Origin of the sequence: Antarcticibacterium sp. 1MA-6-2 (assembly GCF_021535135.1) — a bacterium.
In the GTDB taxonomy this organism is placed as follows: domain Bacteria; phylum Bacteroidota; class Bacteroidia; order Flavobacteriales; family Flavobacteriaceae; genus Gillisia.
Genome location: NZ_CP091036.1, coordinates 4,032,305 through 4,048,310, shown reverse-complemented (window position 1 = coordinate 4,048,310; position 16,006 = coordinate 4,032,305). Strand labels below are relative to the sequence as shown.

Annotated in this window: 14 protein-coding genes and 2 pseudogenes; 13 read left to right on the top strand and 3 right to left on the bottom strand. The window is 39.4% G+C overall.

The window, feature by feature from the left end; translation table 11 throughout:
• Nucleotides 1–4 precede the first annotated feature (4 nt).
• The 3 genes from LZ575_RS24055 to LZ575_RS20450 are packed head-to-tail and all read right to left on the bottom strand — an operon-like array spanning nt 5 to nt 2,686.
• On the bottom strand, nt 5–157 hold the full coding sequence (locus tag LZ575_RS24055) for an ATP-binding protein (RefSeq protein WP_311195882.1): 153 nt from the start codon (nt 155–157) through the stop codon (nt 5–7).
• Nucleotides 97–1,350, bottom strand: coding sequence for a HAMP domain-containing sensor histidine kinase (locus LZ575_RS20455; protein ID WP_311195881.1), 1,254 nt, complete (start codon nt 1,348–1,350; stop codon nt 97–99). Before LZ575_RS20455 ends, LZ575_RS24055 begins: the two co-directional genes overlap by 61 nt.
• The gene (locus LZ575_RS20450; protein ID WP_235326957.1) at nt 1,340–2,686 is read right to left on the bottom strand and encodes a sigma-54 dependent transcriptional regulator; all 1,347 of its coding nucleotides are present in this window, start codon (nt 2,684–2,686) and stop codon (nt 1,340–1,342) included. Before LZ575_RS20450 ends, LZ575_RS20455 begins: the two co-directional genes overlap by 11 nt.
• Nucleotides 2,687–2,890: 204 nt before the next feature.
• Here LZ575_RS20450 and LZ575_RS20445 point away from each other — a divergent pair.
• From LZ575_RS20445 to LZ575_RS20390, 13 genes and pseudogenes are all read left to right on the top strand, one after another.
• Nucleotides 2,891–4,142, top strand: a pseudogene (locus LZ575_RS20445) (efflux RND transporter periplasmic adaptor subunit).
• A gap of 91 nt (nt 4,143–4,233) precedes the next feature.
• A pseudogene (locus LZ575_RS20440) lies at nt 4,234–4,912 on the top strand (ABC transporter ATP-binding protein).
• 229 nt (nt 4,913–5,141) lie between these two features.
• On the top strand, nt 5,142–5,345 hold the full coding sequence (locus tag LZ575_RS20435) for a hypothetical protein (RefSeq protein ID WP_235326955.1): 204 nt from the start codon (nt 5,142–5,144) through the stop codon (nt 5,343–5,345).
• A 7-nt stretch (nt 5,346–5,352) separates the two neighbouring features.
• Nucleotides 5,353–6,180 (top strand): FtsX-like permease family protein, encoded by an 828-nt coding sequence (locus tag LZ575_RS20430; RefSeq protein ID WP_235326953.1) that lies wholly within the window; start codon nt 5,353–5,355, stop codon nt 6,178–6,180.
• A gap of 135 nt (nt 6,181–6,315) precedes the next feature.
• Entirely contained in the window at nt 6,316–7,131 is an 816-nt protein-coding gene (locus tag LZ575_RS20425) for an ABC transporter permease (RefSeq protein ID WP_235326951.1), read from the top strand.
• A gap of 50 nt (nt 7,132–7,181) precedes the next feature.
• Complete coding sequence (locus LZ575_RS20420) at nt 7,182–7,343, top strand: ABC transporter permease (RefSeq protein ID WP_235326949.1); 162 nt, start codon at nt 7,182–7,184, stop codon at nt 7,341–7,343.
• Nucleotides 7,344–7,444: 101 nt separating this feature from the next.
• Nucleotides 7,445–8,545, top strand: coding sequence for an ABC transporter permease (locus LZ575_RS20415; RefSeq protein WP_235326947.1), 1,101 nt, complete (start codon nt 7,445–7,447; stop codon nt 8,543–8,545).
• A gap of 44 nt (nt 8,546–8,589) precedes the next feature.
• A complete protein-coding gene (locus LZ575_RS20410) occupies nt 8,590–8,928 on the top strand; it encodes a hypothetical protein (RefSeq protein WP_235326945.1) in 339 nt (112 codons plus the stop codon).
• Between the two features lie 371 nt (nt 8,929–9,299).
• On the top strand, nt 9,300–9,830 hold the full coding sequence (locus tag LZ575_RS20405) for an ABC transporter permease (RefSeq protein ID WP_235326943.1): 531 nt from the start codon (nt 9,300–9,302) through the stop codon (nt 9,828–9,830).
• A 55-nt stretch (nt 9,831–9,885) separates the two neighbouring features.
• Entirely contained in the window at nt 9,886–11,130 is a 1,245-nt protein-coding gene (locus LZ575_RS24050; RefSeq protein ID WP_311195880.1) for an ABC transporter permease, read from the top strand.
• A gap of 163 nt (nt 11,131–11,293) precedes the next feature.
• Nucleotides 11,294–12,286: an FtsX-like permease family protein gene (locus LZ575_RS24045; RefSeq protein ID WP_311195879.1), complete on the top strand. Its 993-nt coding sequence runs from the start codon at nt 11,294–11,296 to the stop codon at nt 12,284–12,286.
• Between the two features lie 66 nt (nt 12,287–12,352).
• Nucleotides 12,353–14,785, top strand: a complete 2,433-nt coding sequence (locus LZ575_RS20395; protein ID WP_235326941.1) for an ABC transporter permease — start codon at nt 12,353–12,355, stop codon at nt 14,783–14,785.
• Nucleotides 14,786–14,830: 45 nt separating this feature from the next.
• Nucleotides 14,831–16,003 (top strand): ABC transporter permease, encoded by a 1,173-nt coding sequence (locus LZ575_RS20390; RefSeq protein WP_235326939.1) that lies wholly within the window; start codon nt 14,831–14,833, stop codon nt 16,001–16,003.
• Nucleotides 16,004–16,006: the final 3 nt, after the last annotated feature.

Below are 16,006 nucleotides of genomic sequence, written 5' to 3'. Positions count from 1 at the left end.
TCAGTTAAAAGACGAGGCTCATTATTGTGCCTTTATCCTCCTCACTGGTTATCTGGATCTTTCCTTTGTGTAGCATCATAATTTGCTTACACAGGCTTAGGCCGATTCCACTACCATTCTTCTTTGTAGTAAAAAAAGGAATAAATATGCTATCCAATATTTCTGCTTAGGTATACCTGTACCGTTATCCTGTACCTTAATGACAGGATTTAAATTGTAATCCTGCAGAGCCACTACCTTTATCCGCGGCTCGGGGTTTTGACTACATGCGTCAATGGCATTCAGGATAAGGTTAATTAAAACCTGTTCTATTAGATAACTGTCTATTTCAATTTGAAGATCGGGGTTTTGTTGCAGGAATTCAATAGTTATATGTTTGTCCTTAATAGAGGGTTGCATAAGATGCTGAATATTCTGGAAAAGCTCCCGCACATAAACCTTCTCAAGATTGAGATGAGTAATTTTATTAAGACTGCGATACGTCTTTGCAAATTTCATTAATCCCTCACTGCGGGCTTTAATACTGCTTATGCCAGCATCCATATCCTCCATATCCAGGGGATATTCCTTCGCATTTCCGGCAGATAATCTAATTTGTGACTGCAAAGTATCAGCCAGGGAAGAAATAGGTGCAATAGAGTTCATTATTTCGTGAGTCATTACACTAAGAAGCTTTTTCCAGGCTTCAGATTCATTTCTGTCCAGCGTTTCATCTATATTCTGAAGAACGATGAGTTTGTAGACATCTTCATCAATATGAAAAACGGTATCTGAAATGAGGACCTTCAGCCTTTCATTATTTACTGAAATACTTACAGCAGTAGCTTCAGAATAATAGGTTTCAAATATTTCTTCGTACAGTTCAGGTTTACGGCGCTCCACGAAATTTATATTCTTAAAAGAAGGAAGGTTAAGGGTTTCTTTAATAGAATCATTTGCCCAAAGAACGAGGCCATTGTCTAAATTATAAGCTATTATACCAATATCCACCATTTCGAGGATCTTTTGAAGGTAAAGATATTGCACCTCCTTTTTCGCATTTATCTCACGCACCACCTTGTTAACCTCATTAAATCCTTTATGTAGATTTCTTATATCGCGTGGGCCAAGGTCTTCAACGAATCTGCGCGAGAAATCCCGATATTTCACCGCTTCAAAAAAGTCATCAATCTCAGTAAACCTCCTTGCCAGGAATTTGTGGAGATTCATAAAAGTGAGAAAACAAACTACACCTGCTCCCAACGCCAGGTAGTACCGGGTGGATATAAAAGAATATGCCAGGAGTGCCAGGAATAGTAGGAGAATAAGCAGCCTGGCCAGTAAGAAAACACTGTGGGACTTATAAGTCATATTTTTCCAGTCTACGATAAAGTGCAGCCCTCGTAATTCCTAACTCTTGTGCAGATTTAGAGATATTACCTTTATTCTTTTTGATCACGGTGAGAATAGTATTTTTCTCTATCGTTCCCAACTTCATATCACCGGGTTTAGAAATCTCCTCTGCATTTTCTATTGCTGAAAATACCAGGTCTTCATCTGTAAGTTCATCTCCTTCAGCCATAATTACAGATCGTTCAAGTACATACTGAAGTTCCCGAACATTGCCGGGAAAAGAATGGCTCTTAAGCTTATTTTGAAAACTTTTTTCAATTTGGAAAGGACCTTTTTGATACTTGGAAGCATACACCTGTAGAAAATGCCTGGTCAAAAGCATTAGATCACTGCCCCTGCTGCGCAGGGGAGGCACTACAATATCCACAGTATTTATCCTGTAGATTAGGTCTTTTCTAAACTTATTCTCATCTGCCAGCTCCGGGAGGCCCAGATTCGTGGCACATATAAGTCTAATATCAACAGGAATAATTTCATTGGATCCCAAAGGTGTAATGTGACGGTTTTGAAGAACTGTAAGTAGCCTCGCCTGTTGTCTCAGGCTAATATTCCCGATTTCATCCAGAAAAAGAGTACCACCCTGCGCTGCTTCAAACCTTCCTTTCCGGTCCTCACGGGCATCTGTAAAAGCTCCTTTCTTATAACCGAATAATTCACTTTCAAACAAAGTAGAAGTCAATGCCCCCACGTCTACCTTTACAAAGGGTTTATTTTTTCTAAGGGAATTTTCATGAATAGCTTTTGCCACCAGATCTTTACCCGTACCGTTCTCCCCCAGGACAAGAATATTAGCATCTGTAGGAGCTACCTTCCTCAGTTTTACAAATACGTCCTCCATCACCTCACTTTCACCAACAATTGCTGTTCCTTCTGAAAGTTTTGGATTCTTTGGTGTTTTTTTGGAAGATTTCTTTTCAACCAGATTTCTTACAGAATTGATCAACTTTTCATTATTCCAGGGCTTTACTAAAAAATCTGATGCCCCTTCCTTTAAAGATCTTATAGCAAGATCAATATCTCCATAAGCAGTAATAAGAATGACATCTGCCCCGGGACTTAGTTTTTTAATTTTATTCAACCAGAAGATCCCTTCATTCCCTGTATTTACCAATCCGTTGAAATTCATGTCGAGAATTACTATATCAAACTGGTTGTTGCCTAACAGCGAAGGTATTTGATTTGGATTCTTTTCCACAACCACCTCCTTCACCATACTTTTAAGTAATAAACGAAGTGCAGTGAGCACATCTACGTCGTCATCAATGATTAATATGCGGGCTTCTTTAAGTATCATTGGTACAATATTACAATTTTATAATTAGCTGATATACCTCTCTTTACTCAAATTTTGGAAAGACCAAAAACTGTATTGTAAGCGAACAGCAATTGTTCGAAAACGGACAGTTTTTCCCTCTATTTAGGAGGCAAACCCAATAAAATCAAGCTCTTGAGAATCTGGCATCATTCTTCATATAAACAAGAGAAAATAAAATTATAAATGGACATACCATTAAAAAAGAAAAGATTTACAACCTCCCGGATTCTTATGATATTGGGGGGAGCTTTGCTCCTGGCCTTAATTATTTTTGTACTCATTTCCTCGGGAGGTAACTCTAAATTAAACGTTCAAAAGGAACGAATAAGTATCAATACTGCAACTCAGGGCATTTTTCAGGAAAATATCCCCGTTAATGGAATAGTACTACCTATTACCACCATATATCTGGACGCTTTGGAAGGTGGAAGGGTGGAAGAAAAATTTGTTGAAGATGGCGCCATAATGGAAGCCGGAGATCCTATTCTTCGCCTCTCTAATACCGATCTTGAATTGAGCCTTGTAAACCAGGAGACTTCGGTTTACAACCTGCTTACCCAAATGCAGATTTCTCAAAATGCAGCCCGCCAAAACACCATTAACAGGTTAAATCAATTGACAGATGTAGAAAACAGCCTCATAGAAGCCGAAAGACTTTATAACCTCAACAAAAAACTGTACGAGAAAAAGGCGATTGGAAGACAGGATTTGGTGGAATCTGAAAATAACTACAACTACCAGAAACAGCGGATGGAACTTGCAGAACAGGTAATGAAACAGGATTCTATAGCAACGAGGCAGGAGGTAACCCAGGCGCAAAATTCCTATAGCAGGACTCAAAGCGCTCTAGAACTTATGCGCAAAAAAGTGGGAGATCTCATTGTAAGAGCACCACGTAGACGGGCAACTTACCTCCCTTGATGCTGAAATAGGCCAGTCTAAGAACAAAGGGGAAAGACTGGGGCAGATCGATGTGCTTAGCGGTTACAAAGTAAGGGTAGACATTGATGAGCATTATATCTCCCGCATCTATAATGGGCAAACCGGAACCTTTTCTTTCGACGGAAAAGAATACACCCTCACAATAAAGAAAGTTTATACCCAGGTAACCAACGGAAGATTTCAGGTTGATATGCATTTCGATGGAGAAATTCCTGAAGGGATTCGTAGAGGACAAACACTTCAAATTAGAGTTGCTCTTAGCCAGGAAAAACAGGCTCTTTTAATTCCGAAGGGAGGTTTTTTCCAACAAACAGGAGGTAACTGGATCTTTAAAGTGAGTGAAGATGGCCAGAGTGCCTACAAAACAGATATCAGGCTTGGAAGCCAAAACACCGAATATTATGAAGTATTGGATGGGTTGGTACCAGGAGACGAGGTCATTACTTCCAGTTATGATAACTATGGTGACATCCAGGAACTGGTCCTCGAGTAATGTAACACCAAAAATTATAGTTGGTCTTTTAGTTAAAGATCTTCACAAATGAAAAACCAAAAAACTATATAAACAGAATTAATTAGAAGCAATGATAACAATAGAAAATCTAGAAAAATTCTACAGGACTGAAGAGGTTCAGACAGTCGCTTTGAACAAGCTTTCTTTCAAAGTTAAAGAAGGAGAATTTGTAGCCATAATGGGACCTTCCGGGTGTGGAAAATCAACTTTACTAAATATTTTAGGACTGCTTGATGACCCCGATGGTGGAAGTTTTGTGTTCAACGGGACGGAGGTTTCTGGTTTTAACGAACGCAAACGAGCTAACCTGAGAAAACATAACATAGGTTTTGTATTTCAGAGCTTCAACCTTATTGACGAATTAACGGTATATGAAAAATGTAGAGCTTCCGCTAATCTATACAGGTGTAAAGTAAGCTGACCGTAAAGTGCGTGTTCATGAAGTCCTTGAGAAAATGGGAATTATGCACAGGAGGAATCACTTTCCGCAGCAACTATCAGGAGGTCAACAACAACGGGTGGCAGTAGCCCGTGCCGTGGTTAATAATCCCAAACTTATCCTTGCCGATGAGCCTACGGGAAACCTGGACAGCAGCAATGGTAACGAAGTTATGGATCTTCTTACAGAGTTAAATGAAGCAGGAACTACTATCATTATGGTAACGCACAGTGAACACGATGCCAAATACAGCCATAGGATCATCAGGATGCTGGACGGGCAAAAGGTTACAGAAAACGTTCTTGTTTAAGATTAGGGTCATCATCAATCAATAGAATTATCACTCAATTCCCGCACTATGTTTCTCAATTTCATTAAAATCGCACTACGTAATCTTTGGAGGCACAAATGGTTTTCCCTCATCAACATTTCGGGTCTTGCAATTGGGCTAACAATGGGATTTTCTCATCCTGCTCTATGTAGGATTTGAACTTAGCTATGACAATTTCCACTCTAAGGGTGATCGAATATATCGTGTAGTGGCCGATGTGAAAACTCCTTCGGAAGTTATTAAAGGAAATATTACTTCGTGGGCTGTAGCGCCAAATCTTGAACCGGAATTTCCTGAAATTGAAGCTGCCATTCGTGTGAACGAAATAGAGGCCCTGGTAAAAAAAGATGATCTTAAGTTTTTGGAAGAAGACGTAATCGCTGCAGATCTTAGGTTTCTTTACAAGCTTTGATTTCGATTTGCTTCAGGGGAAAAAGCAAACTGCATTAACAACTCCTTTTACTGCCGTAATATCCCGGTCCACGGCTCAAAAATATTTCGGAGAAGAAGATCCCCTGGGAAAAACTATTAAAATCTTTGATGAAGGATATTCAGTTGAGATCACAGGGGTAATGGAAGATATCCCTTTGAATTCTCACATCCAGGCAGATATTGTTCTTTCTATGGTAACTTTTAGTCAAAATCTTTACCAGGGTGTAGATGAGCAATGGGGAAATTATAGTCCTTCCACATATATCCTGGTTGCCCCTAATACCAATCCAAAACAACTTGAAGCAAAATTTCCGGCTTTTCTGGAGAAGAAGGCTGGTAACGAGATGAAGGAATCACAAATGTTTGTATCTCTCTTCCTGGAACCCTTTGAGGAGGTTTATCTTCATTCTTCAAGAGGAGGATCTGTGCAGGGCAGTATCAACAATGTATATATATTTGGAATGGTTGTGGTATTTATTTTATTGATCGCCTGTATTAATTTTATTAACCTCACCACAGCCCGTTCAGTAGAAAGAGCGAAAGAAGTAGGAATAAGGAAGGTTGTGGGAGCTCAAAAGAGACATCTTGGTTCTCAATTCATAGGAGAATCAATTGTCATATGTTTCATAGCAGCTGTTTTTACTGTTGGATTTGTTTCACTGCTACTGCCCTACTTCAACCAAATGGCCGGAAAAACGGTAGCTGAAAATATCTTTTCTGAACCTTTTTACCTGCTGATGTTGTTTGTTGTTGCTATAATTTTAGGACTCATTTCAGGTATTTATCCGGCACTTGTTCTCTCTTCTTTTAAGTAGGTAAGCGTCCTCAAAGGCCGATTTTCTGCAGGAAGCAAGGGAGTTTTTTTAAGGAAGGGTTTGGTAATTAGTCAGTTTACTATTTCTATAGTCCTTATTATAGGTACAATTGTGATTTACAACCAGATGCAATACATGAGGACGACGGACCTGGGTTTTGATAAAGAACAAATTGTGATGCTAAGACCAAACAATAACCCTGCACAGGAAGCTCTCCAGCAAGCTCTGTATAAAATCCCCGAAGTAAAAACCAGCACTTTTAGTTCGAGTGTACCGGGAGGAAATAATTATGGTGCTTATTCAGAAATTGAAAATAAAAAAGGAGATCTCCAGATAGCCAACATTGATGTTTATTTTGTGGATTTTGACTATATCCCAACATTTGATATTGATTTAGCTGCAGGAAGAACTTTTTCCCGTGATTTTGCTTCAGATACTACTCAGGCGATGTTGATTAATGAGAGTGCGGTGCAGCTACTGGGTTATTCTTCAGCAGAGGAAGCTATTGGACGTAAGTTTCGACAGTGGGGTCGTGAAGGCCAAATAGTGGGGGTGGTTAAAGATTTTCATTTCACCTCCCTTCAGGAAGAAATTAAACCTCTAAGCATGCGTATCGAGCCGGACAGGACCAACCTCCTGGCTGTAAAAATTGACCCCGGTAATGTGCCTGGTACTATTGCCTCCATTGAGAAGGAATGGAACAAATTATTACCTCAACAACCTTTTGATTACTATTTCCTCGATGAATTCTTTGACAGGCAGTATCGCAGTGAACAACGCTTTGGAGCACTGTTTTTAAACTTTGCAGGCCTTGCCATTTTCATTTCCTGTTTAGGTTTACTGGGACTCGCCTCTTACAGTACAATACAGCGCAGGCGCGAAATAGGAATAAGAAAAATAGTGGGAGCATCGGTTTCGGGAATAGTGAATTTACTATCAATAGAATTTTAAAGCTTGTTCTTATTGCTTTTGTAATTGCCTCTCCCCTGGCCTGGTTCCTAATGGATAAATGGCTACAGGATTTTGCCTATAGAATAGATATTAGCTGGTGGATTTTTGTTGTAGCCGGAGTAACTGCAATCTTTATTGCACTATTTACCATAAGCTTTCAGGCAATTAAAGCTGCCATTGCGAACCCGGTAAAGAGTTTAAGAACAGAGTAAGCACCCTGTGTCTTCCTCTCGTGCAAGTCCCCCCGGTGGGAACCAAAGCGAAAGAGGAGAAACCACGAAAAACCCTCTAAAATTGATTTAAAATTGTCAATATGCTCAAAAATTATATCAAAATCGCCTGGCGCAACTTAAAAAAGAAACCGCTCTTTTCCTTCATCAATGTTGTGGGACTCACTACTGGACTGGGCTGTACTTTTTTTTTTTACCTGTGGGTGAGTGACGAACTTATGATCGATCGTTTTCATAAAAATGATGCGCGACTGTATCAAATTATGGAAAAAAGTACAGAAAACGGCAATGTGCTGATTCATGATCACACCCAGGGGCCCCTTGCCGAGGCACTGGAAAAAGATTTTCCTGAAGTAGAGCATGCCGTCACGGTGATGAATCTGGAAAAAGAAGGTATGAAAATTACTTTTACCAATGAAGAACACGCCTATAAATCGGCCGGAGTTTTCTCCAGCTCCACCTTTTTTGACATATTCACTTTTCCTCTTATTGAAGGGAATAGAGCACAGGTGCTTCAGGAAAAAAACAATATTGTTGTTTCAGAGCAATTGGCAAACAAACTCTTTGGCTCCAGTCAAAATGCTATGGATAAAAGTTTGGAGTATTCCATCTTTGGGGTAAATCACGTCGCAAAAATCAGCGGTGTTTGTGAAGATGTCCCCGCTAATTCCACTTTAAAATTTGATTTTATATTATCCAAAACCAAACTTTTAGAAGACATCTGGGTCAATGGAAAAGAATGGTATAACACAGGTCCTGAAACCTATGTTCTGCTCAAGCCCAATACCAATGCAGCACTTTTTGAAGGAAAAATAAGTAACCTCATTGACAAATATGACGAGGGAAATATTTTCAGCATTTTTCTACGAAAATTTTCTGATGGCTATTTGTACGGGAACTATGAAAATGGAATTCAAAGTGGGGGAAGGATCACCTATGTGAGATTGTTTTCTTTAATCGCTATCCTTGTACTGCTCATAGCCTGTATTAACTTTATAAATCTCTCCACAGCACAAGTTTCCAGCAGGTTTAAGGAAATAGGAATTAAAAAGGTAGTCGGCACAAGCAGGAGTGCTTTAATGCTGCAGTTCTTGACCGAGTCGATAGTCCTGAGCTTTTTGGCTACGGTGCTTGCTATTGGTCTTGTTTTACTTTTCATGCCAAGTTTTAACTACATCACTTAAACAAAGCACTCACTGTTGAGTTTTCTCCTCTTAATATTATTTTGTTGGTAGCCGTAACCCTGGCAACTGGGCTGCTTGCAGGGAGTTATCCGGCCTTTTATCTTTCCGGGTTTACACCTTTAACCACGCTCAAAGGAAATTTTAAAGGGAAAGTGGGCGAAATATTTATTAGAAAAGGCTTGGTAGTCTTTCAATTTATGGCTTCTATTATTCTTATTATTTCTGTACTTGTTATAAAAAAGCAAGTCAATTTTGCACTTAATAAACCCATAGGCTACGAGAAGAACAATATTATTCATTTTGACCTGGAAGCAAAGGCAAGTGAAAATACCACCTCATTTTTTAATGGCCTAAGGACTCTTCCAGGGGTTGTAGATGCTTAGGTGGAATAAACCAAACGCTTATTCGGGAAGACGGTGGTTCTTCTACCTATGGTATTTCCTGGCCGGGCAAAAAGGAAAACAACCCTATTGATTTTCTAATAAGGGGCATCGACACACACCTTATGAGCACCCTCAATATGAAAATGGCTGCTTAAGTAAACCATATTCTGAGGATTTGGGTGCATTAGATTCCTGCGTGTTGTTAAATGAAACAGCAATCAAAATTATGAACCTCAAAGATCCCGTGGGTAGAAAAATAAATGTTTGGGGTGAAGATAAAACGATACTGGGTGTCATAAAAGATTTTCATACCAGTTCTGTCATGCGAAACATCCCACCACTCGTTTTCCATTAAGCCCCAGGAAGCCACGATGGCAATGGTAAGCATCAAACCGGGAAATGAAAGAAAAACGCTGGAACTGATCAAAAGGTACTATGAGCAGTACAACAACGGTTACACATTTGATTTTAAGTTTCTGGATGACACCTTCCAGGCTCAATACACAACAGAGCAGCACCTACTGAAACTTTCAGGATACTTTGCTTATATGGCAATCCTCATCTCCTGCCTGGGGCTTTTGGGACTTGCCACCTTTAATGCCGAAATGCGAAAAAAAGAAATCGGGATCAGAAAAGTTTTGGGATCTTCTTCCCTGGGAATTTTAAAGTTGTTAAATGCCGATTTTATAAAACTGGTGGGACTTTCCCTTGTTCTGGCCATTCCTATCGCCTGGTTTGTTATGCAACGCTGGCTCTCTCAATTTGCCTATAGAATAGATATAAGCTGGTGGATTTTTGCTGTAGCCGGGGTAACTGCAATCCTTATCGCACTGTTTACTGTAAGCTTTCAGGCAATTAAAGCTGCCATTGCGAACCCGGTAAAGAGTTTAAGAACGGAGTAAAATATGAAAATGTAAATTTTAAGATCATCATTTCATTCATCAATAAATAAAGCTTATGCTTCTCAATTATTTCAAAATAGCCTGGAGAAACTTATTAAATAATAAGGTGTATTCCCTCATAAATATATTCGGTCTTGCCCTGGGCATGGCAGTCACTATTATGATTTGTCTCTGGATTCAGGATGAGATAAATTTTAATAGATCTTTCCAAAATCACGACCAGATTGCACAGGTATTTCAAAGTCAGACTTTGAATGGTGAGGTTGGAACGGGACCAGCTATTCCAAGGCCTTTAGAATTTCTTTTCAGGGAATCTTATAATTCAAATTTTGACAAACTTGCGATGTCTTCCTGGACCAATTCTAAATACCTCAAATATGGAGAAACCAATATTTCCAAAACCGGGAATTATATACAGGAAGAAGGACTGGAGATTTTTGAACCAAAAATTTTAAAGGGAGACAAAAATGGCTTAGATGAAATAAACTCTATCATGATTTCTGAATCAACAGCCAAAGCTTTATTCGGAAACAATGATCCTCTGGGAAAAATTTTAAAAGTAAATAGCGTAGATGATATGCTTATAACTGCCGTGTATGAGGATTTCCCGCTAAACACCTCTCTATATGATGTTCATTTTCTCATGCCATGGGAACATTATATTAATTCGCAGGAATGGATAAAGTATGCCAGGGATCAATGGGGAAATAATTCTTTTCAATTATTTGTGAAAATTCCCGAAGACCTCTCCATGGAAACTGTTACGGCCAATATTTTAGATTCAAAAAAGAAGGCCAATGAGGAAGCAATAAATTTTGACACTAAAATTTTTCTTTTGCCTATGGCCGATTGGCACCTGAGATCAAACTTTGAAAATGGGGTGCAAACCGGAGGGAGGATTGAAAATGTATGGCTTTTTGGAATTATAGGAGCTTTTGTGTTGTTCCTGGCCTGCATAAATTTCATGAACCTGAGCACAGCAAGATCTGAAAAAAGAGCATTAGAGGTGGGTATTCGTAAAGCTATAGGCTCTAGTAAAGCACAATTAATTAAACAATTTTTAAGTGAGTCACTTGTGGTGACCATGATAAGTTTCATCGTTTCCCTTGGATTAGCACTCCTCTTTCTAAGCACTTTTAATGAACTGGCAAGCAAAGAAATTACTTTCCCCTGGTCGAGTCCTGAATTCTGGATCTACTCCTTAGTGTTTATCATAATTACAGCCTTGTTAGCCGGAGGTTATCCTGCTTTATACCTGTCCTCTTTTAGACTAGGTAAGAGTTTTAAAGGGAACATTTAATTCCGGAAGGTTCTCTGCGCTTCCCAGAAAAGTGCTGGTCGTAACACAGTTTACTGTTTCTGTTGTTTTAATTATTGGAACTCTTGTGGTGATGAGCCAAATTCAGTTCAGCAAAAACAGGCCCGTTGGATATAACAAGGGTGGTTTAATACAGATCTAAGTTATGAGCGCAGATTTTGAGGGGAAAAACGACCTCATGCGAAACCAGTTTATAAACTCGGGTGGGGCAATTGAAATGGCTACCTCCATGAGCCCAGCAACCGAAGTTTGGTCTAATCGATCAGGTTATGAATGGGAAGGAAAACCGGAAGGTTTTCAGGAAGATTTTGCCTGGACCGAAGTCTCCTTTGAATATGTGAAGACTCTCGGAATGAAAATTATAATGGGGAGAGATTTCTCGAGGGAATTTGCCTCAGATTCCAATGCAGTTATTATCAACAGGACCGCGATGGAATATATGGGGATGACAGATCCTGTTGGAAAATATCTAAGGGATGATAATGAGGAAGATCCGGGACCACCAATGCAAATTATTGGAGTTGTGGAGGATGCCATTATACAGTCCCCCTATTCACCTGTAAAACAGCAATTATTTGTTTTTGACAGATTTAATAATGCCAGTTATTACAATCTTAGGTTGAACCCGGAAAACAGTGTTTCTGAAAATCTTACGCTAATTGAAAATACCTTTAAACAACAGTTCCCAAATCTACCTTTCAAATACGATTTTATAGACGAAGAATATGCTAAGAAATTTGCGGCAGAGGAACGGGTTGCAAGTCTGGCTCAAATATTCACAGGTCTCGCAATATTTATAAGTTGCCTGGGATTATTCGGGTTGACTTCTTTCGTAGCTGAACGACGTACAAAAGAAATAGGTGTTAGAAAAGTTCTTGGTGCAACAGTTACCAATTTATGGCTTCTGCTATCAAAAGATTTTGTACGGCTGGTTCTTATTTCCCTGTTTATTGCCATTCCTGTTGCATATTATTTTATGCAAGGTTGGTTGCAGAAATTTTCTTACAGGACAGAAATCTCCCTCTGGATTCTAGTGGCTACAGGAATTGGTGTTTTGATGATCACGTTGTTAACAGTAAGTTTTCAGTCCATCAAAGCAGCTTTGTCTAACCCCACCAGAAGTTTAAGAGCTGAGTAAAAGGATTTAAGCCTAAAAAGAGAAGGAACAAAAATAATTAAACTATTAATCATCATTCAACTCCCTATGATCAGGACTTATTTCAAATTAGCCTGGAGAAGCCTTCAGAAGAACAAACTGCAAACCTTCATCAATTTTCTCGGTCTTACCGTGGGAACAGTGTGTTGTTTGAGTATCCTGGTTTATGTTTCGGCTCAATTTGGGTATGACACACATCACGCAGAATCAGAATCTCTGTACCGCATAAGGACTATCAATAAGAGCCGGAATAACAGCAGCATCGATTCTGACCGAGCAACGAGTAGCCCACCCATTGCTTTTGCGCTCAAAGAGGATCTCCCGGAAGTAATAGAAGCCTGTCGACTGGTATATATGGGGGAAGGAAGTGATGCTTTACTACGTGTAGCTGAAAGTGCATCGGGATTTTATGAACCCCGTGGTTACCTTGCAGACCCTACGGTTTTTAATTTATTTAATTTCAGTATTACCGAAGGTCAACCCAAAGGCGCCTTGGTAGAACCTAATACTGTGGTACTTTCCTCAACATTAGCCAGGAAATTGTTCGGAAGTGAAAGGGCCCTGAACAAATCCCTTGTTATGGGAAGTGGGGAAGAAGAAGTTTCTTTAAGAGTGACTGGAGTTTTCGATGATCAAACAGGGGAAAAATCTCATCTTAATCCCAACTATTTTATGAGTATGAATTCCCCGGGTTTGGGTGAATTCGTACAAAATGTACAAAATTTTGCCATTCAGAATTTTGTGCACAGCTATATAAAACTTGCGCCGGGGGCAGATGCTAACCGGGTGCAGGAAAAGCTTCCTGCTTTTTTAATGGCGCGGGGTAAGAAAGATCTTGCAAGTGCAGGATTTGAAAAAACATTGCTGCTGCAAAAAGTTAAAGATATTCATTTATACTCAAGTGGAATAACCAATCAAATAGAGGAGGTATCAAATATTAATTATCTCTATGTGCTGCTCATACTTGCGCTTTTCATCCAGTTGGTGGCCTGCATTAATTTTGTAAATCTAAGCACGGCCCGGGCATCTAAAAGGGCTAAAGAGATTGGGGTGCGAAAAGTAGTAGGTGCAGGAAAGGCTTCTCTTGTGGGGCAATTTTTAGGAGAATCTTTATTGCTTTCCTTAGGTGCTTCTATTATAAGCATACCAATAACTGCACTGGTTTTACCCTTTTTAAATCTACTTATTACGGGGAAGGTCAATCCTACAGCTTTGTACGACTGGAGAATATTTACTGCCCTGTTAGGTTTGAGTATCATCACAGGATTACTTGCAGGCATATACCCTGCCCTAATTTTATCTTCCATAAAACCCATTAAAGTTTTAAAAAGCTCTTTCAGCATACAATCTGGTAGCGGCACTTTTCGTAAAGCGCTGGTGGTATTTCAGTTTGTGGTATCTATAGGATTAATAGTAAGCGTAATAGTAATTATTCAGCAATTAAAATATACCCAGGTAAAAGATATGGGGTTCAATAAAGAAAACCTGATCGCAATAAGGTTGGGTACAAGTGAAGCCAGCAGTAAGTATAGTGCTCTTAAAAATGAGATTTCCCAAATAAGCGGAGTGATGGAAGTAAGCGGCAGTAACCACTACCCTTCTGAACTTATGCTTGGAGACTTAGGCCTACATCTACCGCAAGATGATCCTACAAATCAAACGGCCGTTATTTATAATGGAATTTCTGAAAACTATTTTGAAACCGTAGAAACACCTCTACTTGCCGGAAGGAATTTACGGGCGGGCGACAGCACACAGGTTATTGTTAACAAAGCCACTATTGATGCTTTTAATATTAAAATGGACAATGCTGTTGGTTCTACCCTGGTGCAAACTTATGAAGGTGTAAGAGAAGATTTTGAAATTGTGGGTGTAGTAAGTGACTTCCATTTTGCATCCCTTAAAGAAGATATCGCGCCGCTATTACTTTTTAACGAGGAGGCCCCAAATTGGCTTCTGCTAAAGGCAGACGTGTCCAATTATGAGCAATTACTTGCAGATCTTGAGCAGAGTTGGGAAGCAGTAAATAAGGATACACCTTTTACTTATTCATTTATAGACAAAGAAGTAGAAAAACTATATGCAGAAGAACAACGCCTGGCAAAAGTTTCTATTGTCTTTACCTGCCTCGCGGTCCTTATAAGTTGCCTTGGCCTGTTCGGGCTGATCTCATTTATGGCAGAGCAGAAGAAAAAAGAGATCGGGATAAGAAAAGTTCTGGGAGCAAACGTGAGTACAGTGGTACATATGCTCACAAAAGATTTTGTAAAACTGGTGTTGATAGCCTTAACTATCGCAGCTCCCTTAGCCTGGTATTTTATGAACCAGTGGCTTCAGGATTTCACTTACCGCATTGAAATAAGCTGGTGGATATTTGTATTGGCAGGGGCAGTTTCACTGGTTATTACCATACTAACCATAAGCTTCCAGGCAATTAAAGCTGCCATTGCGAACCCGGTAAAGAGTTTAAGAACTGAATAATAAAGGCTTTAACCCCCTTATGGGGAAAATGTAAAATGTGAAACTATGATCCTGAACTATTTTAAAACTGCCTGGAGAAGCCTGGTAAGATTTAAGCTTACCATAAGCGTAAGCCTGTTTGGTTTATTTTTAGGTGTTACCTGTTTTCTCCTGCTGTCTACTTATATTTTGAATGAAATACGGTATGATCGTTTTCACGATAAGGCAGATCGCATTGTAGCTGTAAATATGAGTTACAAATCTCCCGCCGATGCCGATTTTGTTAGCACTACATTAACCCCTACTGCTGTTGTTCCGGTTGCTAAAAGAGAATTTTCGGAAGTTGAGGAGGCCGCCAGGATTTACAATTATGGTACCCGGGAAGTAAAGGTTAATAACGTTCTTTTTACCGAAAAAGATATGGTTATTGCCGATGAAGGATTCTTTAGAATTTTCAGTTTCAATTTTATAGAAGGAGATCCGGGTGAGGCTTTAAAAGATCCATATTCTGTAGTAATCACAAGTTCCACTGCCAAAAAATACTTTGGCCCGGGACCTGCACTGGGTAAAGCAATCATAATAAATGAAGACAATTGGAAGGTAAGTGGTGTAATTGAAGATATTCCTCCCTATTCCACACTGCAATTCAATATTTTGGGCTCTTATAGTTCAGATCCAAGAGCAACTTCAGAAGTTTGGAATTCAGCAAATGACAGATCCTATTTATTACTTAATCCGGCTTCAAAAACTCAGGATCTTCAGCAAAAAATTGATAAATATGTTTCCAGTCGTTTTTCAGAAGAGTTTAAGGCCGGATTTAAATTTCAACTGCAACTACAACCACTTACCCAGGTGCATTTATATTCAGTGGATAGTAATGATAACAATGTTATTTATTTATACATCTTAAGTGTAATTGCAATTCTACTGCTAATTATAGCCTGCATAAATTTCACCAATTTAATGACCGCAAAATCCTCGGAACGCTTGAGGGAAATTGGGGTTCGAAAGGTTTTAGGGGCCAAACGTGTTAATCTTATATTTCAATTTTTGACCGAATCTGCCATTGTAAATTTTATCGCCCTCACATTAGCCGTAATAGCTGCTCACCTGTTGCTGCCATCCTTTAACAATTTCACAGGGTTGAGCATAGGAGTGGGAACCTGGCAGGAAGATGAATTTGTACTGTTCCTTATTTTTCTTTTTACCTCGATGACTCTCATAGCGGGAACCTGGTAAGCT